Origin of the sequence: Pseudomonas sp. KB_12, from assembly GCF_052114545.1 — a bacterium.
GTDB lineage: Bacteria > Pseudomonadota > Gammaproteobacteria > Pseudomonadales > Pseudomonadaceae > Aquipseudomonas > Aquipseudomonas brassicacearum.
Genome location: NZ_JBFREY010000015.1, coordinates 128,122 through 146,816, shown reverse-complemented (window position 1 = coordinate 146,816; position 18,695 = coordinate 128,122). Strand labels below are relative to the sequence as shown.

Here is an 18,695-nt window from a genome sequence, read left to right as displayed (position 1 = left end):
ATCCACCGCTATCGCGAGCAAGCTCGCTCCCACAAGGGACCTCAATGATTCAGATATTGGCCCGCAACACGCTCTCCGGCAGCGCCTCGCCCCGTTCCACACACGCCGCCACGATGCCCATCAGCCCACTCAACTCATACCCCTGGGCCTTGAGCCACGCCGGGTCGTAATAGGTCGTGGCGTAGCGCTCGCCACCGTCACATAAAATCGCCACGATCGACCCCGACTCACCCGCATCCGCCATCTGCCGGGCCGCCATGAGTGCGCCGATCAGATTGGTGCCGCTGGACCCGCCGACCCGTCGCCCCAAGCGCTGGGCCAGGTAATGCATGGCCGCCAATGACAAGGCGTCCGGGACCTTGACCATCGCATCGATGACTTTCGGCAAGAACGACGCCTCGACCCGTGGCCGGCCGATGCCTTCGATGCGTGAACCGCAATCCAGGCGCAGGCTGGCATCACCGCTGCGGTAATAGTCGAAGAACACTGAACGCTCGGCGTCGGCACACAGCACGCGGGTGCCGTGCTGGCGATAACGCACGTAGCGCCCCAGGGTGGCGGTGGTGCCGCCGGTGCCGGGGCTTGAAATCAACCAACTCGGCTCCGGGTGCCGCTCGAAGCGCATCTGCTGGAAGATCGATTCGGCAATGTTGTTATTGGCCCGCCAGTCCGTGGCGCGCTCGGCATAGGTGAATTGGTCGATGAAGTGCCCATCATGCTCGTGGGCCAGGCGTTCGGATTCGGCGTAGATCTGCGTAGGATCGTCCACCAGGTGACTCTGGCCGCCATAGAAAGCGATCTGTGCGATTTTTTCCCGGGAGGTGGTCGCCGGCATCACCGCAATAAACGGCAGGCCCAGCAATCTGGCGAAATAAGCCTCGGAAATCGCCGTCGAGCCGCTGGAGGCCTCGATCACCGGCGCACCGGGCTTGAGCCAGCCGTTACACAACGCGTAGAGAAACAGCGAACGGGCCAGCCGATGCTTGAGGCTGCCGGTGGGATGGCTGGACTCATCCTTGAAATACAGCTCGATACCCGGCAGGCCAGGCAGCGGCAACGGAATCAGGTGGGTATCGGCGCTGCGCTGGAAGTCAGCCTCGATGATGCGGATCGCTTCGCGCGCCCACTGGCGGTGGTCGTTCATGGTGTTTTCTCACTGGCTCGGTTCGACGCGGGGAAACCTGGTGGTCATGCAGGCGCAACGTGGTCTCGGAAAAACCAGTCGCAAGCTTAGGAAAAAACCTACATCACGCACAGGTACAGCTAAGGTCCAATATGGCCCATAACTGCCCGACTGCGTGGAGCATGCGTTGTAACGACATATAACAAAAAAGAATATAACTTTTGTTTTAACAACTAACAGTACGAGTTAGGGTGTGCCATCTTTTTGATTCAATGAATGGAGAGCGATCGTGGCTCTACGCAATTCTCTGACACGTTTTTTCCAACTGGAGGCTGCCAGCGGCCTGCTGCTGATCGCCGCCGCCGTATTGGCCCTGGCCATCAATAACTCGCCCCTTTCCTGGCTGTACAACGGCCTGCTGGACACGCCGGTGGTCGCCCAGATCGGCGCGTTGAAGATCGCCAAACCCTTGTTGCTGTGGATCAACGACGGCCTGATGGCGATGTTTTTCCTGCTCATCGGCCTCGAGGTCAAGCGAGAGGTCCTCGATGGGCAACTGTCGAAACCTTCGCAAATCGTCCTACCGGGTGCGGCGGCGATTGGCGGCATGGTGGTGCCGGCGCTGATCTACTGGTTCCTCAACCGCGACAATCCTCCCGCCCTCGCCGGCTGGGCGATTCCGACGGCCACCGACATTGCATTCGCCCTCGGCGTGCTCGCCTTGCTGGGCAAGCGGGTGCCGGTGTCGCTCAAGCTGTTCCTGATGACCCTGGCGATCATCGACGACCTGGGCGCCATTATCATCATCGCGATCTTTTACTCCGGTGCTCTGTCCAGCCTGTCGCTCATACTGGCGGCAACCTGCATCGCCGCGCTGGTGGCGATGAACCGGATGGGCGTGGTCAAGCTCGGACCCTACATGGTTGTCGGGCTGATTCTGTGGGTCTGCGTGCTCAAGAGCGGTGTCCATGCCACCCTGGCCGGGGTGACCCTGGCGTTCTGCATCCCGCTGCGCACGAAAAATGCCGAGACTTCGCCGCTGCTAACCCTGGAACATGCCCTGCATCCCTGGGTGGCCTATGGCATTCTGCCGCTGTTCGCCTTCGCCAATGCCGGCCTGTCCCTAAGTGGCATCACTGTCGAGAGTTTCACCCATGACGTGCCGATGGGCATCGCCATTGGCCTGCTGCTGGGCAAGACCGTCGGCGTCTTCGGCCTGACCTGGCTGGCCGTGAAAATCGGCATTGCCAGCTTGCCCGCTGGCGCCAATTGGGGCCAGATATTGGGGGTGGCGATTCTGTGCGGTATCGGGTTCACCATGAGCCTGTTCGTTGGCTCCCTCGCGTTCGAGCCGGGTGTGAGTGACTACGCCGGTATGGACCGGATGGGGATTCTCACTGGTTCGATTCTGGCGGCGTTGCTCGGTTATGCGGTGACGGCGGCGGCCAGTCGCAAGCAGCCTGCATTGCCTGGCTGATCCTTGCTTCTGCGTTAGCGTCTTGAGAGCCGTGGGAGGTTAAGGAATGGTGTGTATATCCGTTTCTGCGGTAACGGCTACTTAGGGTTCCGCTCTTACAGCGGGTCACTTTTGGAAGAGCGCCAAAAGTAACCAAAAACGCTCATGCCCCACCACTCGGTGCCTCGCCTAGGCTCGGCATGCCTGAACGAAGGCATTGCTCCGTGGGCCCGCCGCGAAGGGCCATCCATGGCCCAGCGCGGCTATCCCGGCATCCATGCCGGGATACCCACTCCACAATGCCCGCGTTCGGCCAGCGTGGTTAACGGGGCGCCGAGATCAACGTCCGCCACGAGGCGGCCTAACAGCCGACCTGGTTCTGGGTGGGACCGCGTTTCTCCTGTGGGAGCGAGCTTGCTCGCGATGAGGCCAGCAAGCCCAACATCCATGTGACTGGACCATCGCCATCGCGAGCAAGCTCGCTCCCACATTCAATCTTCAGCGGACACAAAATTCATATCCAACACAGAACCACTGTGGGAGCGAGCCTGCTCGCGATGACCCCGGCACATCCAACATCACCGCAAACTGACACACCGCCTTCGCGAGCAAGCTCGCTCCCACAGGAGAAACGCAGTCTCACCAAGAACCAGGTCGGCTGTTAGGCCGCCTCGTAGTGGACGTTGATCTCGGCGCCCCGTTAACCACGCTGGCTGAACGAAGGTATTGCGCAGTGGGTAACCCGGCATGGATGCCGAGCCTAGGCGAGGCACCGAGTGGTGGGGCATGTAGCGTTTTGGTTACTTTTGCGCTTTTCAAAAGTGACCCGCTGTAAGAGCGGAACCATAAGCCGCCGTTACGCAAAAAACGGATATACACCCCGTCCCCCGAAACGAAGCCATAAAAAAACGACGCCTTCCCGTTCAGGAACAAGCGCCGTTTTTTCTCTTACCTAACCAAGCTTAGTGCGATACGCGACTCGTACCATCCACAGTGGAAATACGAACCCGCTCACCCACACGGAATACCTCGTTCTCCTGAACCTGCTGCACATAGGCACGCATGCTACCGTCATCTTCACGAACGGTGATTTCCACACCCTGGGTACGGGTCAGGCCTTCTTCAGTCGCAGAACCAATCAGGCCACCGGCCACCGCACCGATCACAGCGGCGACGATGCTGCCACGGCCACCACCGATGGCGCTGCCACCGACACCACCGACCACCGCACCAGCCGCACCGCCGATCGGGGTCTTGGTGCCTTCGATCTTGACCGGACGCAAGGACTCGATAGTCCCCATGCGAATCGTCTGCACGCGACGCGCTTCGTCACGAGAGTAGGAGTCACCGGTCAGGCTCGACTGACAGCCAGTGAGCAACATCGCCATCGTGGAAAAGGAAGCAACCAGCAAAACAGACTTACGCATAGCATCAACTCCAAAAGACAGGGATTCATTAAACTCCGCAGCTTGACGCCTGTCACGGCCTCGCCGGGATAAAATTGTTTTCATTCAGGTGGGATACAGGCGCACCCGAAAAATTCACCAAACAGTAGCGCCAATTTCCGAAACCTGCGTCATCAACCCGGGGATTTTCATGGATTATTTCATCATCGTCGCGGTCACCGTGGCCGGTTTGTACTTCCACTGGTGGCTGTACGTACGAATCAAACGCTGGATGGACCGCGACCTGGCGCTGTCCCTGGCGGGGCAGGATGAGCAGAAAAAGACCTACATGCTGCAACAATTGGCCCGCGCCCGGGAGCAAGGGGTCAAGCGCCGGGACTTGCCGCAATGGCTTAAAACCGCTGCGGCAGGTTACCCCGATGCTAAGGCGCCAGACGCTCGCGCGTCCAGTTCGCCCCTTGCAGGCGGTAGTTGAGGCGATCGTGCAGGCGGCTCGGACGCCCCTGCCAGAACTCGATGCGCTCAGGCAGCAAACGATAACCGCCCCAATGCTCCGGGCAGTGCGGTTGGCTGTCGCTGAAGCGTTGTTCGGTGGCCTTGAGCAGGTCGTCCAGCTCACCACGCCCTGCAATTACCCGGCTCTGGGGTGAAGCCCAGGCGCCGAGACGGCTGCCCAGCGGGCGAACCTGGTAATAGGCGTCCGACTCCTGCGCGGTGACCTTCACCACTTTGCCCTCGATGCGCACCTGGCGCTCCAGGGCCGGCCAGAAAAACGTCATGGCCGCAAATGGATTCGCGGCCAGTTGCTGGCCCTTGGCGCTGTCGTAGTTGGTGAAGAACGTGAACCCCAGGGCATCCAGGCCCTTGAGCAGCAGGATCCGGCAGTGCGGGCGCCCTTCTGCATCCACCGTCGCCAGGGTCATGGCGTTGGCCTCCACCGGGGCCTGCTCGGTTTTCACCGCGTCGGCGAACCATTGGTGGAACAGTGCAAACGGCTCGGCCGGGGCTTGTGCCTCGGTCAAGCCATCGCGGGTGTAGTCGCGGCGCATATCAGCCAGAGGTTGGGTCATGGCGCGTTCCTTGTGGTTAGCCCATCACTGCTTGGGGGTATCGGCGGCCGCGACTTTCTTGGTATCGGTGGCGGCTTTGGCCGGTTGGGTTTTCTTCGCCGGGGTAGTGGCCTTGGCAGGGACCTTCTTGGCAGGCGCCTTGGCCACGGTTTTTTTGGCCGGTGCTTTTTTGCTGGTCGGGGTCACGGCTTTTTTCGCCGCAGGCACTGGGGCCGGGGCCACGGGTTTCACGTCCTGGGCCGCCACCAGCGTCACTGGCGCAGGGGCCGGCATGTTGTATTTGCTCAGCAGCGCAACCATGGTGTTGGCCGGCGTGACCAGCAGTTCCACACGACGGTTCAAGGCACGCCCTTCCACGCTATCGTTGGCCGCACGTGGCGCCACTGCGCCCATGCCGCGCAGCATCAGGCGATCACGTTGCAGGCCGCTGAGACGGAAAATCGCCGCCACGGACTGGGCTCGCTCCTGGCTGAGCTTCAAGTTGGCCGGTGCGGCGCCCGAGGTGTCGGCGTGGCCGAGGATCAGCACCGCGGTCTTCGGGTCGGCTTCAAGGATCTTCGCCACGCGGGTGAACGGCCCTAGGGTCACGGGCAGCAGCATGGCCGGACGGTCCGGGTTGAAGGAGCCGTCCACGGGCGCGGTGACCACCAGCACGTTGTCGCGGCGCTCGAGTTGGAGCTTGCTGTCCTGGATGGCTGTGCGCAGCTTCGGCTCGTAGTCGTCGAGCCAGGCCTGGGTGACTTTAGGATCGGGCATCGGCACCGCCTTGGCGGTTTCCTGATCCTTGCCGCCAAACGGCCACCACCACTTGCCGTTACTTTCGGCTTCGGCCTTGGCAACGGCCGGCGCCTTGGCTTCAGGCTTGTCCTGGGGTTTGACGTCATCTTTCTTCGCAACGTCGGCCGCATCATCGGAAGAGAACGGCCACCACCAGTGGGTGGCGCTCTCGGCCTTGGCTTGCGGTGCGACGGCGGCCGGTTTCAGAGGCGCAGCTGGCGCCGTGTCCTTGGCTACGACCTTGTCGGAAGAGCCGAACGACCACCAGCTACCGCCGCCCTCGGCATCATTTTGTGGGTTTTGTGCGCAACCGGTGATAGCGAAGCACAGCGCCAGAGCGAGGGTTTTATTCGATGACATTGGATATCCACAAAATGATGTAAATGGAAAATAAAGGCCATGTTTTGGCCACATAAACAGTCGCTTGGAAACTGAAAAGGCCACGAGGTTCCGGTGCCCGCCGCCTTCAATGGCGTTTTATAGACAAGTGGCAAGTACCCTCGCAAGGTTCTGCGCGCGCGGGTCCATCAATACGTAAGGCCCGAGCGTGTTGGTTACGAAGCCAAAAGCCACATCATGCTCCGGGTCGGCGAACCCCATGGAGCCCCCGGCCCCCGGATGACCGAACGCCCGTGGGCCGAGGCCATAGGTCGCATTCGGTACATCCGGCTGGTCGAGCATGCAACCCAGGCCGAAACGGGTCTGGGTCAACAAAGTCTTGTCCTCGCCGAAGCTGTGCTGGCGAGTCAGTTCGTCGAGCATTTCACCTTCCAGCAGGCTGCCATCCAGCAGCCCCGCATAGAATCCAGCCAGGCTGCGGGCGTTACCGTGGCCGTTGGCCGCCGGTTGCTGCATGCGCCGCCACTCCGGTTTGTTGGTACTGGTCATGATCGACGGCGGATTGGTGAAGGCCCGGGTGGTCATGGCCGTCGGCTCGCGCATCGTCACCTGCAGCAGACGTTGGGCCGCGGCATCGCCGACGTTGCCTTTGCCACGGGCGATGTGGGCCACGCGATGAAACTCCTCGTCGGCCAGGCCAACGTGAAAATCCAGGCCCAACGGCTTGGCAATACGGGCCACGATGGACTCCCCCGGGCCACGCCCATCGGCCCTGCGCAACAGCTCGCCAATCAGCCAGCCGTAGGTGATCGCGGCATAACCATGACCCTCACCCGGCGTCCACCAAGGTGTTTCGGCGGCCAGGGCATCGACCATGGCTTGCCAGTCATAAAGCGCTTCGGGCGGTAGCAATTCACGTAGCGCCGGCAACCCGGCCTGATGACAGAGCAATTGGCGCAGGGTAATGGATTGCTTGCCGGCTGCGGCAAACTCGGGCCAATAGCGGGCTACCGGGACATCCAACTGCAACTTGCCTTCGGCCACCAATTGCAGGGCAGTGACGGCGGTGAAGGTCTTGGTGCAGGAAAACAGGTTGGCAATGGTGTCGCTGTGCCAGGCTTCATGGCCATCCTTGTCGGCGGTACCGGCCCACAGATCGATCACCGTGCGACCACCCACCTGGATGCACAACGCCGCGCCGCGCTCCTGGGGATTATCGAACAGCGCCGCGAACGCTTCACGCACCGCCTCGAACTGAAGTTCATAATGGCCTTGAATCTGCACCCGTAACTCCCTTGAAACAAACACTTTTAAGGTGGCTGGCATTGTTTCAGCCATTAGGGTTTTTGGGAACCGTCGCAAGACGGCTGGCTAAGCACGCCCATGGCAAGAAGAACCTGTGGGAGCAAGGCTTGCCCGCGATGAGGCCTGTGAGGTCTTTCTGAGACCGAGGTACCTTCATCGCGGGCAAGCCTTGCTCCCACAAATACATTGCTTCACCGTGAAGTTGCAGCAGCCTCAGGAAATCTCCCGCCGAAACGGCGGCAGCGCGTTGAGGATCGCCTTGCCATAGCGCTGGGTTACCAGCCTGCGGTCGAGCAAGGTGATGGTGCCGCGGTCTTCTTCGGTGCGCAGCAACCGGCCACACGCCTGGACCAGCTTCAGCGAAGCGTCCGGTACGGAGATCTCCATGAACGGGTTGCCGCCTCGGGCTTCGATCCACTCGGCCAGCGCGGCTTCCACCGGGTCATCGGGGACCGAGAACGGAATCTTGGCAATCACCACGTGCTCGCAATAGGCACCGGGCAAGTCCACGCCTTCGGCAAAACTCGCCAGGCCGAACAGCACGCTGGAATCCCCACCATCGACCCGCGCCTTGTGTTTGTTCAGGGTTTCCTGCTTCGACAGGTTGCCCTGGATGAACACCTGCTTGCGCCAGTCACGGTCAAGGCCGTCGAATACGTCCTGCATCTGTTTGCGCGAGGAAAACAGCACCAGGGTGCCCCGCGAGCCTTCCACCAGTTCTGGCAGGTCGCGGATGATCGCGGCGGTGTGAGCGGCAGCGTCCCGCGGGTCGGCCTTGAGGTCCGGCACCCGCAGCACGCCGGCATCGGCGTGGTGGAAGGGGCTCGGGACCACGGCGGTCACGGCTTTCTTCGGCAGGCCGGCGCGCATGCGGAAGCGGTCGAACGTGCCCAGGGCGGTCAGCGTGGCGGACGTCACCAGCGCGCCATAGGCCACGTTCCACAGGTTGCGACGCAGCATTTCCGCCGCCAGGATCGGGCTGGCATTGACCTCGATATCGAACAGCGAACCGCTTTCGGCCAGGGTCAGCCACCGCGCCATCGGCGGGTTGTCTTCCGGGTCTTCGGCGGTGAAGGCCGTCCACAGCTCCCAGTTGCCCTGTGAGCGGGACAACAGGCTGCCAAACAGCGGGTACCACTCCTCGGCCTGGTTGCTGGCGATACCGATGTTGACCTCGCCATCCATGCCTTCCTTGAGCAGGTCGGTCAGGCGCGTGAACAGGTCGGTCAGGCGCGAGAAACCTTTCTTGAGCTCGATGCCCATTTCGCGCATGTGCTCGGGGACCACCCCGCCAACAAACCGGTGGCGTGGCCGATCGCGGCCCTCGACGTCTTCACCAGGCTTGAAGTCGGCCACTTGTTCACAAGCGGTGAACATGAACTGCTGGTTCGTCTTGATTTCCCGCGCCAGCTCCGGCACTTGCTCGATGAACTTGCCCAGGTCACCCGGCAATGGATGCTGGGCCAACAGTTTGGTGAGGTTCTTGGCGGTGGTTTCCAGCCAGTCGGCAGTGGAACGCAGCCGGGTGTAATGGGCGAAATGACCGATGGCCTTGTCCGGCAGGTGATGGCCTTCGTCGAACACGTAGATCGTGTCGCGCGGGTCCGGCAGCACCGCACCACCGCCCAGGGCCAGGTCAGCCAGGACCATGTCGTGGTTGGTGACGATGACATCGACCTTGCCCATGCCTTCGCGGGCCTTGTAGAAGGCGCACTGGCCAAAGTTCGGGCAATGCCGGTTGGTGCACTGGCTATGGTCGGTCGTCAGGCGGGACCAGTCGGCGTCTTCCAGGGCCGTGGACCAGCTGTCGCGGTCGCCGTCCCATTTATTGCCGGCCAGCTTCTCGATCATGCTGGTGAACAGCTTCTGGCTGGCCTCGTCGACTTCGATCTTGAAGCCTTCTTCTTCGAACAACTGGGCCGTGGCGGTCTGCGCGTGGCCTTCCTGGAGCAACATGTCGAGCTTGGACAGGCACATGTAGCGCCCACGGCCCTTGGCCAGCGCGAACGTGAAGTTCAAGCCGCTGTTGCGCATCAGGTCGGGCAGGTCCTTGTAGACGATCTGCTCCTGCAGGGCGACGGTGGCCGTGGCGATCACCAGGCGTTTGCCGGCGGCCTTGGCCGTGGGAATCGCCGCCAGGCTGTAGGCCACGGTCTTGCCGGTACCGGTGCCGGCCTCCACCGCCACGATGGCGGGCTCGCCACTGCGCCGGCCTTCGTCGTCGGTGTCGATGTCACCCAGGACTTTTGCCACTTCGGCAATCATCAGGCGCTGGCCATATCGCGGCTTGAGGCTCTTGGCTTCGAGAAAACGCGAATAGGCGCCCTGGATCGTGGTTTTGAGTTCGGTGCTGATCATGAATGGTCGGGCGCAAAAAACGCTGGATAAATTTTCAGTGGTTCGGATCGGCGGCTATCATACCCCGCTAATGAATCCTGCGCAGAACGGAGTAACCCAATGACATCCTTTGCCCTCGTCTACACCCTGCATTTACTGGCGGCCCTGGTCTGGGTCGGCGGCATGTTCTTCGCCTGGATGATCCTGCGCCCCGCCGCAATGACGGCGCTTGAGGGCCCTGCCCGGCTCAAGTTGTGGGTAGAAGTGTTTCAGCGTTTTTTCGTCTGGGTCTGGGTCGCCGTGGTGCTTTTGCCGATCAGCGGTGTAGGCCTGATCCATGTGCGCTTCGCCGGTTTCGAAACCGCGCCGCGGTATGTGCAGGTGATGATGGGGTTGTACGTGGTGATGACAGCACTGTTTATCCGCATCCAGGGTCTGCAACTGCCGGCATTGCGTAGCGCCGTGACGGCGCAGGACTGGCCGACGGGTGCGGCGGTGCTGGGGAAGATTCGGCGGTTGGTGGGGATCAACCTGTTGATCGGGTTGCTGGTGGTGGCGATTGGCGCGGCGCGGCCGATGTTCTGAACATCACATAAAACCCTGTGGGAGCGAGCTTGCTCGCGATGACGGTGTATCAGGCAACACTTCATCGACTGACACAACGCCATCGCGAGCAAGCTCGCTCCCACAGTTTCAGATCAGGTTTTTCTTCAGAACCGCTGCACCGTCACCGTCCCCGCCGCTCCGGCAGGCCCTGGCTGGCCATCGGCGCCAGGACGGCCGCTTTTGCCGCCGTCAGCCGTATAGACCAGGCAGCCCTTGGCCTTGCCACCGGCCCCGGGCTTGCCGCCGCGCCCTGCCGCGCCACCGGCACCGCCGTCCACCGTCACTTTGATCTGCTCGGCAGGATAGCCGCGGGGCAGCTCAAGGCGTACCAGCGCACCGGCCGCACCCGGCTGGCCATCGCTGCCATTGCTGCCGTCGGCCCCGCGACCGGCCGAACCCCAGGTGCAACCCGGCGCCTGGCCATTGGCACCGTCAAGACCGACGAAACCCGGTGCACCGGTGCCGCCACGGGCATCCACCGACAACAGCGGCGCATTCAAGGCATTGAAACGCAGGTTGAGATCGCGCCCCGACCGCGCGGCCTTGGTGTAGGTACCTGGTGCGCCGCGTGAAGTGATCTGGCTGCCCTCGGCCAGCTCAGCCTGGGCCACTTTCATTTCCAATACCTGCTGCGCCGGCACGATGGCAATCCGTGCTTCACGCCCCAGGTGCAATTGGTCGATGGTCAGTTCCGTGACATTGGAAGGCACCAGCAACGTGCCGTAGTCGGCCACGTCCAGCCGCTCAAGGACCAGCGCGCTGGTGGTGTTGGGCAGGCGCATCAACGAATGGCTTTCGACCTGGACCACCTGGGCCGAAGCCCACGGGCATACGAGTGCGGCGAGCAGACACAATTTACGCATGGGAAGCCTCTGGCGCGGTCGGGAGGGTTTGCAAATGGAAGATACCGAACAGCAGCACTCTGAGGCGATCACGACCAGGCGCGGGGCGGCCACGGAAACTGGCCCTGAACAACAGCAGTTCCAGCAGATGGAGCACCAGCAAAAACGCGCCGGCGACATTGACCAGCAGATGCAGCGGATGGACGAACGGCACGACCAGATTGACCAGCACCACCAGCCAGAACAGCAGGGTCAGCAAGCGCCCCAGCCCCCAAAACACCTTCATACGCCCCCCTGATCGGGAATTATTCTTTGCGCGCACAGTAACGGCTTGCGCGCAGGATAAGCCAGAGGGCCAGGCAAATTTAATCTGACCCGAGCCCCGGATCGCCTTCCCGACGACCCGGCAGCCCTGGCCCGCGCTTCAACGCTGGATATGCAGCTCGACCCGACGGTTCTGCGCCCGCCCTTCGTCGGTCTCATTGTCAGCCACCGGCTCGCTTTCGCCTTTGCCTTCGCTGGTGAGTTTGCCGGGGGCCAGCCCCTGGGTCAGCAAATACTCCACGACGCTGCTGGCCCGACGTTCAGACAGCCCCTGGTTATAGGCATCACTGCCGACGCTGTCGGTGTGACCCACGACCCGGATGCTGGCGACATTGGCATGGCTGAGCTTGCCCATCAGCCCATCGAGCTGGCTTCGAGCATCTGCGGTGAGGTCGGATTTGTCGAAATCGAACAGTACCTTGCCGGCGTCGTTGAGGGTGATGACCTCGCTAGCCGGTGCTTCAGGCTCCACGGGCGGGGCGCTGGCCGGGTATTGCGGCACCGGGCAACCGTGATGCTCGACGGGGGTATTGGCCGGCGTATCGGGACAACGGTCGCGACGGTCGAACACCCCGTCGTCGTCTTCATCGCCATCCTGGGCGTAGCAGATCAAACCACCGCCCAGCAGTCCCAGTGCGGCGCCGCCGGCGGCCCAGCCACTACTTTCAATGGCCCCCAACCCACCGCCAACCAAGCCGCCGATCAGGCTACAGATTGGCCAGGTGCGTTGATTGAGAGGTGCGCTACCGTCGCTGTGAGTGGCGCAACCGGACAACAAACTGCTCGCCAGCAGTACCGGTAAGGCGGCCCTGATTAGAACGTTCATGATGAATGCTCCTGTGTCACCGGCCCATACCGGTCACACAGGAGTAAAGACCCGCATCCGCAACTCTACAAGCCGCGAATGGCAAGGGTTTCAGCGGTTTATCTTGATTTCCGTGCGACGGTTCAGCGCGCGGCCGTCGGCAGTCTTGTTATCGGCCACCGGCTGGCTCTCACCGGCACCGGACACCGAGACAAAACTGGACTGCGGCACGCCGTTGTCGACCAGGTACTTCACCACCGAGTTGGCCCGTTTCTCCGACAGTTTCCGATTGTAGGCATCGCTGCCAACGCTGTCGGTGTGGCCGGTGACCCGCAGTTGCGTGGTGGACGTTTCCTGTTTCAGCCGGGTCGCAACGCCGCTCAGGACATCTTTGTCGGCCGGGGTCAGCGTGGCTTTGTTGAACTCGAAGTGCACATCGCGGATCACGATGGTTTCTTCCTTGACCACTGGAGGTACGTCAGCCACCGGTGGCGGTGGAGGTGGTGGGCAACCGTCGGCATCGACCTGTACGCCCTTCGGCGTACCCGGGCACTTGTCGCGGCTGTCCGGCACGCCATCGCCGTCTTCGTCGCCGTCACCATGGGCCCAGCACCAGCCCGCCGCCACAGTGCCGGCCACCAGCGCTCCCGGGCCGATCCAGGAACTGCTTTCGATCGCGCCCAATCCCGCGCCGACGACACCACCAGTGGCCGCACAGATCGGCCAGTCGGTTTTCTGCAAACCTGCGCAACCAGTCAACACACTGGTTAGCAGAACCAGGGGTAACGCTGTCCGAACTATGCTCATCGGTTTTCTCCTTGAGGGATCGGCTTGTCGCCGATTGAGGGGAGTAAAGACCCGTCTTCGAATCTGCGCCAGCCTGAGCAATCGCGGGTTTTCGCCCCGTGTTTGCGAAGATTTCGCACGTTCAGGGACAAACCGCTCTAGGCCACGATGTCCGGGCAGGCTATCGTTGTGGTTCTGACTGAGGAACTTCGATGACCGTTGCCATTTCTGCGCGTACGCCCCAGCAAGCCCTGGCGGCCGTGCTTGACCGTTATGCCCCGCAAAAACTGCTGTTGATCGGTGCCAGCGGCTTTCCCGCGCTCGAAGCATTCCAGCAGGCCCATCCCGACACCGAAGTGGTCCACGCCGGCCCCGGCGCGCTGCCGGCGGACGTGGCGGCGCGGCGTTTCGACCTGGCCCTGGCGCTCGATTGCCTGGAGCATTTGCCCAAGCGCGAGGGTCTGAACCTGTTGGGCGGCATCCGCAATCTCAATGCCAGCCGCATCGCCGTGCTGGCAGACCTCAACGCCTGCGGCTGGCAAGAGACAGACTTTTTTTCCCTGGCCCTGCAAGCCAGCGAGCGATTCCAGCGCGAAGATCAGGTGCTGACTCTGTTTACCTACGATCTGCTTGAATACAAACAAGTCCCCGACTGGCTCAACTCGCGCTTTTGGGCCAACCCGGAAAATTTTGGAAAATATTGGTGGTAACCGTGAACACAAGCCTACACACACCCATTTGCCCCTGTGGCAGTGGCAACCCACTGGACGCCTGCTGCGGCCATTACCACGACGGTCACCCGGCGCCCTGCGCCGAAGCCTTGATGCGCTCGCGCTATAGCGCCTATGTGTTGGGCCTGGTGGACTATCTGGTCGCCACCACCCTGCCCGCCCAGCAGCCAGGCCTTGATCGCCAGTCGATCAGCGAGTGGAGCGCCAACAGCACCTGGTTGGGGCTGGAAGTGGAAAGCAGCGAAGTGCTCGGTGGTCAGCCGGAACACGCCTTTGTCACGTTCACGGCACGCTGGCACGACGGCCAGGGCGAGCACAGCCACCGCGAGCAGTCCTCGTTCGTGCAGAACAGCGGGCGCTGGTACTTCATCGACCCGACCGTACCGGTCAAGACGGGCCGCAACGACGGCTGTCCGTGCGGTAGCGGGCATAAATTCAAAAAGTGCTGCGCCGGCTACTTCAATCGTTGAATTCAGAAACGTCCGACACTCGTCCATCGGCCCATAGGGCTAGACTGGGGGTAAACCAGAGGCTCGGACATGACCGCCACATCACTCCTGCTGCGCATCACCTGCCTGCTGCTGTTCGTCGGGCTCGGCGGTTGCGCGTCCTGGCAAGGTGAAGAAGCCCCTGAGCCACAGGTGCACCTGGTCAAGGTCGAGGTGGTGCGGGCCCGGCTGCTGGAACAGAAGTTCATACTGCACTTTCGCGTCGATAACCCCGGCGACAGCGACCTGACCGTCCGCGGCCTGACGTACCGCATCCACCTGGGCGACCTGTTGCTGACCGAAGGTGAGCATGAACACTGGTTCACCGTGAGCCCCCGGCACAGCGCCTACTTCAAGGTGCCGATCCGCACCAACCTGTGGCCGCAGGTGCGGCACGTGGTGAAGTTGCTGGAGAAACCCCGGGAACAGATCCCCTATCGTCTGGAAGGTGAGCTGGAAACCGGATTATTCATCGCTCACTACGTGCACCTGGAACGCAATGGCGTGATAATCGCCGCCGATTTTATTGCGGAGTAACCCCGATGACCCAACAACCCCACGTCCATGGCCCTGATTGCAACCACGATCACGACCATCATCACGATCATGACCACGGCCATGTCCACGGTCCGAACTGCGGCCACGCCCACCAGGAACCGGTGCGCAACACCCTGAAGGATGTCGGCCGCAACGATCCTTGCCCGTGCGGCAATGGCAAGAAATTCAAGAAGTGCCACGGGGCTTGAGGGTCCGGGCGAAAAACTTTTTCGCCTGTTAGACCGTCATCGCGAGCAAGCTCGCTCCCACAGGGGATTTGCGGTGAGGCGATATTTAATGATCGCCGAAGAATCAATGTGGGAGCGAGCTCGCTCGCGATGAGGTCAGTACATTCACTGCTTATGTATCAGCCCGCCTCCAGAATCCGCTTCACAGCGACCACCGTCGCATACTCGCCATGCAAATTGCCCAGGGACATGGCATGCACGTCGGCAGCCGAACGGGCGTTGCCGAAGTAATCGCTCTTGTCGAAGGTAAAGCAGGCATCCTCGGCCACCCACGTGTCGAATCCCAGGTTGCCGGCCGTACGCGCCGTGGACTCCACCGAGTTGTGCGTCGCCACACCGACGATCACCAGTTGCCCGATACCCACCCTGCGCAGGTCTTCCTCCAGGCGCGTGCCACTGAACGCATCCGGTACCTGTTTCTGCACCAGCCATTCCCCCGCCCGCGGCTCGAACCGTGGCTGGACCTCTACGCCCGTCTGCCCCGGCCAGAACACCGAGTCCGGCGAGCGGGACAAGTGGTGGACGTGAATCACCGGTCGCGCCGTGCGTCGCCATAACGCCAGTAGCTCCAGCATGCGCAGCTCTGCCTCGGGGTTGTTGCGAGGACCGAGCCTGGGGTGAAGGATGCCTTTTTGTTGATCGATGAGGATCAGCGCTGCGTTGTTTTGGAGCTCCATGCCGGTTTTCTCCTCTCGGTCATTGAATCGTCCACACTTGATCATCACCTCTTCCTACAGGCAAGCCTTCGAGCAAAAGCGATGACCCGGCCCCGGAGTTTCATCGCCAAACCAACAAATAACCCTCGCCCCGCTTGCGCGGCCCCCTCCTGCTCACTAACGTAGCGCCTTTATTGGTGCCACCCCCCTCCCGCAGGAGCTTTGCCATGGCCTCGCCAGCCTCGATTTCCCTTATCCCCCGGCTCGGCGTTGCCGCCGCAGTGGCCAGTGTGCTCGGTTTGAGCGGATGCCAGGCCTGGAATGCCCAGGACACTGTCCCGCCGACTTCCGGTGTGCAACCGCTCAAGGGGCTGGCGCAGAACGTCTCGGTCCGGCGCAATGCCACGGGCATGCCGCTGATCGAAAGCAACAGCTTCCATGATGCCCTGTTCACCCTCGGCTACGTCCACGCCAGCGATCGCATCACCCAGATGGTCACCCTGCGCCTGCTGGCCCAGGGGCGGCTGGCAGAGATGTCCGGCGCCGAACGGCTGGACGTCGACCGCTACATGCGCGCCGTCAACCTGAAGAAAAACGCCGACGAGCTGTACAAGGCGTCTTCGCCACGGCTCAAGCGTTTCTTCGAAGTCTATGCCCGCGGCGTCAACGCCTACCTGTTCCGCTACCGCGACAAGTTGCCGTCGGACCTGGCCGCCACCGGCTACAAACCCGAATACTGGAAACCGGAAGACTCGGCGCTGATGTTCTGCCTGCTGAATTTCAGCCAGTCAGCCAACCTGCCGGAAGAAATCGCCGGCCTGGTTCTGGCCCAGACCGTCACCAACGAAAAACTCGCCTGGCTGAGCCCGTCCTACCCAGACGAACCACTGCCCGTGGCCGAGGCTGACAAACTCCAGGGCTTGCGACTCAACGGCCAGATTCCGGGCCTGAACGAGATCAGCAAGGCCACCAGCCAGTTGGCCGAGCTGAACCTTTTGAGCGCTGCGTCTTCGAGTAACTGGGCCATCGCGCCGCAACGCAGCCGCAGCGGCAAGAGCCTGCTGGCCAGTGACAGCCATGGGCCGCTGGGCATGCCGGGGCTGTGGAGCCCCGTACAGATCCGCGCGCCCAAGTACCAGGCGGCCGGGATTTCCGTGGCGGGCATCCCGATGATCCTGGCCGGGTTCAACGGCAAAGTGGCCTGGAGCATGACCAGCGTACTGGGGGACAACCAGGACCTGTTCCTGGAGAAAATCCGACGCCAGGGCAACGGCCTGTCCTATGAGGTCAACGGCAAATGGCAGCCAGCGATCGTGCGCAACGAAACCTATTTCATCAAAGGCCAGCGGCCGATTCGTGAAGCGGTGTTCGAGACCCGTCACGGCCCGCTGCTCAACAGCGCCCAGGGTCCGGCCATGACCAACGGCTTTGGCCTGGCCTTGCAGACGCCGAGCTTGAGCGACGACAAGACCCTGGATGCTTTCTTCGACCTGTCCCGGGCGCAGAACGTCGAGAAAGCCTCCGACGCCAGCCGGGAAATCCGCGCCATGGCGGTGAACCTGGTATTTGCCGACGCCAGCCATATCGGCTGGCAAGTCACCGGTCGCTATCCAAACCGCCGTGAAGGCGAAGGCCTGTTGCCGTCGCCGGGCTGGGACGGTCGCTACGATTGGGACGGTTACGCCGACCCCATGCTACACCCCTACGATCAGGACCCGGCCCAGGGCTGGCTTGGCACGGCCAACCAACGGGTCATTCCCCACGGCTACGGCATGCAACTGTCCAACTCGTGGGCCGCACCGGAGCGTGGCGAACGCATGGCCGAACTGGCCGGCGCGGGCAAGCACGACACCCGCAGCCTGACCGCCATGCAATATGACCAGGGCACAACGTTCGCGGCCAAGCTCAAGAAAGTCTTCGAAGCGCCGGGCATGGCCCAGCCGCTCAAACAGGCGATCGAAGCCCTGCCGGTGGCTGACCGGGCCAAGGCCCGCGAGGCCTACACGCGCTTGATGGCATTCGATGGCCGGCTCAGCCCGACCTCCGCCGACGCGGCGATCTATGAGCTGTTCCTGCAGGAAAGCATGAAGCAGATTTTCCTCGACGAGCTGGGCCCGGACAGCAGCCCGGCGTGGAAGGCACTGGTCGCCAACGGCCAATTGTCCTACTCGGCCCAGGCCGATCATCTGCTGGGGCGTGAAGACAGCCCGTTCTGGGACGATGTGCGCACACCTCAGAAAGAAGACAAGGCCGTCATCCTCGCCCGCAGCCTGGCCACCACCATCAGCGCCGGTGAAAGCCAGTTGGGCGGTGACCGCAAGGCTTGGCAGTGGGGCCAGTTGCATCGCTACGCGTGGAAGAACAGCAACGGCCAGATCGTACGTGGCCCGCTGCCGGCCGGTGGCGACGCCAGCACGCTCAACACCGCAGCGTTCGCTGGGGGGCAGGATTTCAACACCAACCTGGCGCCAGCCATGCGTTTTATCGTCGACTTCGGCCAGCCTGAACCGATGATGATCCAGGATGGCGCCGGACAGTCCGGCAACCCGGTCAGCCCGAACTATGCCAATGGCATCGATCCGTGGATCAAGGGGCAGTACCAGAGCCTGCCGTTGCAATCGCAGAATTTCGATCGGGGCTATGGCAAGACGCGATTGACCCTGGTGCCTGGCAAATAACTGCAACCTGGGGCTGGAGATAGGTTTTTTTGTGGCGAGGGAGCTTGCTCCCGCTGGACTGCGAAGCAGGCCCCTGCGTGTCTTCAGGCAGAATGCATCAGCCGGTTTACGACTGCTGCGCAGCCGAGCGGGAGCAAGCTCCCTCGCCACGGTTCTGGGTCTGGACTGACGCCATCGCGAG

General features: G+C 62.2%; 19 protein-coding genes. 8 read left to right on the top strand and 11 right to left on the bottom strand.

The genetic code is table 11. From position 1 onward, the window contains the following. Positions 1–49: 49 nt before the first annotated feature. Positions 50–1,144 carry a PLP-dependent cysteine synthase family protein gene (locus tag AB4Z20_RS14605; protein ID WP_253472016.1) on the bottom strand — a complete coding sequence of 365 codons (1,095 nt, stop codon included), beginning with the start codon at positions 1,142–1,144 and terminating at the stop codon, positions 50–52. A 268-nt stretch (positions 1,145–1,412) separates the two neighbouring features. Between AB4Z20_RS14605 and nhaA the strand changes: the two genes are divergently transcribed. Further along, positions 1,413–2,600, top strand: a complete 1,188-nt coding sequence (gene nhaA, locus AB4Z20_RS14600) for a Na+/H+ antiporter NhaA (RefSeq protein ID WP_253472014.1) — start codon at positions 1,413–1,415, stop codon at positions 2,598–2,600. 941 nt (positions 2,601–3,541) lie between these two features. On the opposite strand, the gene AB4Z20_RS14595 is transcribed toward nhaA, so the two are convergent. After that, positions 3,542–4,006 (bottom strand): glycine zipper 2TM domain-containing protein, encoded by a 465-nt coding sequence (locus AB4Z20_RS14595; RefSeq protein ID WP_003184697.1) that lies wholly within the window; start codon positions 4,004–4,006, stop codon positions 3,542–3,544. 169 nt (positions 4,007–4,175) lie between these two features. Here AB4Z20_RS14595 and AB4Z20_RS14590 point away from each other — a divergent pair, with 169 nt between their 5' ends. Continuing rightward, positions 4,176–4,460 (top strand): hypothetical protein, encoded by a 285-nt coding sequence (locus AB4Z20_RS14590; protein WP_253472012.1) that lies wholly within the window; start codon positions 4,176–4,178, stop codon positions 4,458–4,460. Here the strand turns inward: AB4Z20_RS14590 and pdxH are convergent. The 4 genes from pdxH to dinG form a co-directional block, all read right to left on the bottom strand. Further along, complete coding sequence (gene pdxH, locus AB4Z20_RS14585; RefSeq protein WP_072343206.1) at positions 4,408–5,055, bottom strand: pyridoxamine 5'-phosphate oxidase; 648 nt, start codon at positions 5,053–5,055, stop codon at positions 4,408–4,410. The two genes, AB4Z20_RS14590 and pdxH, sit on opposite strands and share 53 nt — an antisense overlap. A 24-nt stretch (positions 5,056–5,079) precedes the next feature. After that, positions 5,080–6,192 (bottom strand): OmpA family protein, encoded by a 1,113-nt coding sequence (locus AB4Z20_RS14580; protein WP_253472010.1) that lies wholly within the window; start codon positions 6,190–6,192, stop codon positions 5,080–5,082. Positions 6,193–6,309: 117 nt separating this feature from the next. Continuing rightward, positions 6,310–7,455: a serine hydrolase domain-containing protein gene (locus tag AB4Z20_RS14575; protein WP_253472008.1), complete on the bottom strand. Its 1,146-nt coding sequence runs from the start codon at positions 7,453–7,455 to the stop codon at positions 6,310–6,312. Between the two features lie 234 nt (positions 7,456–7,689). Then, the gene (gene dinG, locus AB4Z20_RS14570; RefSeq protein WP_253472006.1) at positions 7,690–9,834 is read right to left on the bottom strand and encodes an ATP-dependent DNA helicase DinG; all 2,145 of its coding nucleotides are present in this window, start codon (positions 9,832–9,834) and stop codon (positions 7,690–7,692) included. 99 nt (positions 9,835–9,933) lie between these two features. On the opposite strand from dinG, the gene AB4Z20_RS14565 reads away from it, so the two are divergent. Next, positions 9,934–10,398 carry a CopD family protein gene (locus AB4Z20_RS14565; RefSeq protein WP_214511608.1) on the top strand — a complete coding sequence of 155 codons (465 nt, stop codon included), beginning with the start codon at positions 9,934–9,936 and terminating at the stop codon, positions 10,396–10,398. 125 nt (positions 10,399–10,523) lie between these two features. Here the strand turns inward: AB4Z20_RS14565 and AB4Z20_RS14560 are convergent, their stop codons facing one another. From AB4Z20_RS14560 to AB4Z20_RS14545, 4 genes are all read right to left on the bottom strand, one after another. Further along, the gene (locus tag AB4Z20_RS14560; RefSeq protein WP_442090145.1) at positions 10,524–11,282 is read right to left on the bottom strand and encodes a collagen-like triple helix repeat-containing protein; all 759 of its coding nucleotides are present in this window, start codon (positions 11,280–11,282) and stop codon (positions 10,524–10,526) included. Then, on the bottom strand, positions 11,275–11,547 hold the full coding sequence (locus AB4Z20_RS14555; RefSeq protein ID WP_063322681.1) for a DUF1145 domain-containing protein: 273 nt from the start codon (positions 11,545–11,547) through the stop codon (positions 11,275–11,277). Before AB4Z20_RS14555 ends, AB4Z20_RS14560 begins: the two co-directional genes overlap by 8 nt. 138 nt (positions 11,548–11,685) lie before the next feature. After that, positions 11,686–12,411, bottom strand: a complete 726-nt coding sequence (locus AB4Z20_RS14550; protein ID WP_253472002.1) for an OmpA family protein — start codon at positions 12,409–12,411, stop codon at positions 11,686–11,688. Between the two features lie 90 nt (positions 12,412–12,501). Beyond that, on the bottom strand, positions 12,502–13,197 hold the full coding sequence (locus AB4Z20_RS14545) for an OmpA family protein (RefSeq protein WP_442090144.1): 696 nt from the start codon (positions 13,195–13,197) through the stop codon (positions 12,502–12,504). A gap of 191 nt (positions 13,198–13,388) precedes the next feature. On the opposite strand from AB4Z20_RS14545, the gene AB4Z20_RS14540 reads away from it, so the two are divergent. From AB4Z20_RS14540 to AB4Z20_RS14525, 4 genes are all read left to right on the top strand, one after another. Continuing rightward, positions 13,389–13,886 carry a DUF6231 family protein gene (locus tag AB4Z20_RS14540; RefSeq protein ID WP_214511604.1) on the top strand — a complete coding sequence of 166 codons (498 nt, stop codon included), beginning with the start codon at positions 13,389–13,391 and terminating at the stop codon, positions 13,884–13,886. A 2-nt stretch (positions 13,887–13,888) separates the two neighbouring features. Continuing rightward, complete coding sequence (locus tag AB4Z20_RS14535; protein ID WP_214511603.1) at positions 13,889–14,377, top strand: YchJ family protein; 489 nt, start codon at positions 13,889–13,891, stop codon at positions 14,375–14,377. A gap of 69 nt (positions 14,378–14,446) precedes the next feature. After that, positions 14,447–14,932, top strand: coding sequence for an LEA type 2 family protein (locus tag AB4Z20_RS14530; protein ID WP_253471981.1), 486 nt, complete (start codon positions 14,447–14,449; stop codon positions 14,930–14,932). 5 nt (positions 14,933–14,937) lie between these two features. Further along, positions 14,938–15,141 (top strand): SEC-C metal-binding domain-containing protein, encoded by a 204-nt coding sequence (locus tag AB4Z20_RS14525; protein WP_047228413.1) that lies wholly within the window; start codon positions 14,938–14,940, stop codon positions 15,139–15,141. Between the two features lie 158 nt (positions 15,142–15,299). Here the strand turns inward: AB4Z20_RS14525 and AB4Z20_RS14520 are convergent, their stop codons facing one another. Further along, positions 15,300–15,857, bottom strand: coding sequence for a cysteine hydrolase family protein (locus AB4Z20_RS14520; RefSeq protein WP_442090143.1), 558 nt, complete (start codon positions 15,855–15,857; stop codon positions 15,300–15,302). A 206-nt stretch (positions 15,858–16,063) separates the two neighbouring features. Here AB4Z20_RS14520 and AB4Z20_RS14515 point away from each other — a divergent pair, with 206 nt between their 5' ends. Next, the gene (locus AB4Z20_RS14515) at positions 16,064–18,514 is read left to right on the top strand and encodes a penicillin acylase family protein (protein ID WP_442090142.1); all 2,451 of its coding nucleotides are present in this window, start codon (positions 16,064–16,066) and stop codon (positions 18,512–18,514) included. Positions 18,515–18,695: the final 181 nt, after the last annotated feature.

What these genes read in the sequence shown, in the direction of transcription:
- AB4Z20_RS14560 (WP_442090145.1), bottom strand. Translation starts at nt 11,282, where the DNA reads ATGCGTAAATTGTGTCTGCTCGCCGCACTCGTATGCCCGTGGGCTTCG.
- AB4Z20_RS14530 (WP_253471981.1), top strand. Translation starts at nt 14,447, where the DNA reads ATGACCGCCACATCACTCCTGCTGCGCATCACCTGCCTGCTGCTGTTC.
- AB4Z20_RS14555 (WP_063322681.1), bottom strand. Translation starts at nt 11,547, where the DNA reads ATGAAGGTGTTTTGGGGGCTGGGGCGCTTGCTGACCCTGCTGTTCTGG.
- AB4Z20_RS14545 (WP_442090144.1), bottom strand. Translation starts at nt 13,197, where the DNA reads ATGAGCATAGTTCGGACAGCGTTACCCCTGGTTCTGCTAACCAGTGTG.
- AB4Z20_RS14605 (WP_253472016.1), bottom strand. Translation starts at nt 1,144, where the DNA reads ATGAACGACCACCGCCAGTGGGCGCGCGAAGCGATCCGCATCATCGAG.
- AB4Z20_RS14515 (WP_442090142.1), top strand. Translation starts at nt 16,064, where the DNA reads ATGGCCTCGCCAGCCTCGATTTCCCTTATCCCCCGGCTCGGCGTTGCC.
- AB4Z20_RS14540 (WP_214511604.1), top strand. Translation starts at nt 13,389, where the DNA reads ATGACCGTTGCCATTTCTGCGCGTACGCCCCAGCAAGCCCTGGCGGCC.
- AB4Z20_RS14550 (WP_253472002.1), bottom strand. Translation starts at nt 12,411, where the DNA reads ATGAACGTTCTAATCAGGGCCGCCTTACCGGTACTGCTGGCGAGCAGT.
- dinG (WP_253472006.1), bottom strand. Translation starts at nt 9,834, where the DNA reads ATGATCAGCACCGAACTCAAAACCACGATCCAGGGCGCCTATTCGCGT.
- AB4Z20_RS14590 (WP_253472012.1), top strand. Translation starts at nt 4,176, where the DNA reads ATGGATTATTTCATCATCGTCGCGGTCACCGTGGCCGGTTTGTACTTC.
- AB4Z20_RS14525 (WP_047228413.1), top strand. Translation starts at nt 14,938, where the DNA reads ATGACCCAACAACCCCACGTCCATGGCCCTGATTGCAACCACGATCAC.
- AB4Z20_RS14595 (WP_003184697.1), bottom strand. Translation starts at nt 4,006, where the DNA reads ATGCGTAAGTCTGTTTTGCTGGTTGCTTCCTTTTCCACGATGGCGATG.
- AB4Z20_RS14520 (WP_442090143.1), bottom strand. Translation starts at nt 15,857, where the DNA reads ATGGAGCTCCAAAACAACGCAGCGCTGATCCTCATCGATCAACAAAAA.
- AB4Z20_RS14580 (WP_253472010.1), bottom strand. Translation starts at nt 6,192, where the DNA reads ATGTCATCGAATAAAACCCTCGCTCTGGCGCTGTGCTTCGCTATCACC.
- AB4Z20_RS14565 (WP_214511608.1), top strand. Translation starts at nt 9,934, where the DNA reads ATGACATCCTTTGCCCTCGTCTACACCCTGCATTTACTGGCGGCCCTG.
- pdxH (WP_072343206.1), bottom strand. Translation starts at nt 5,055, where the DNA reads ATGACCCAACCTCTGGCTGATATGCGCCGCGACTACACCCGCGATGGC.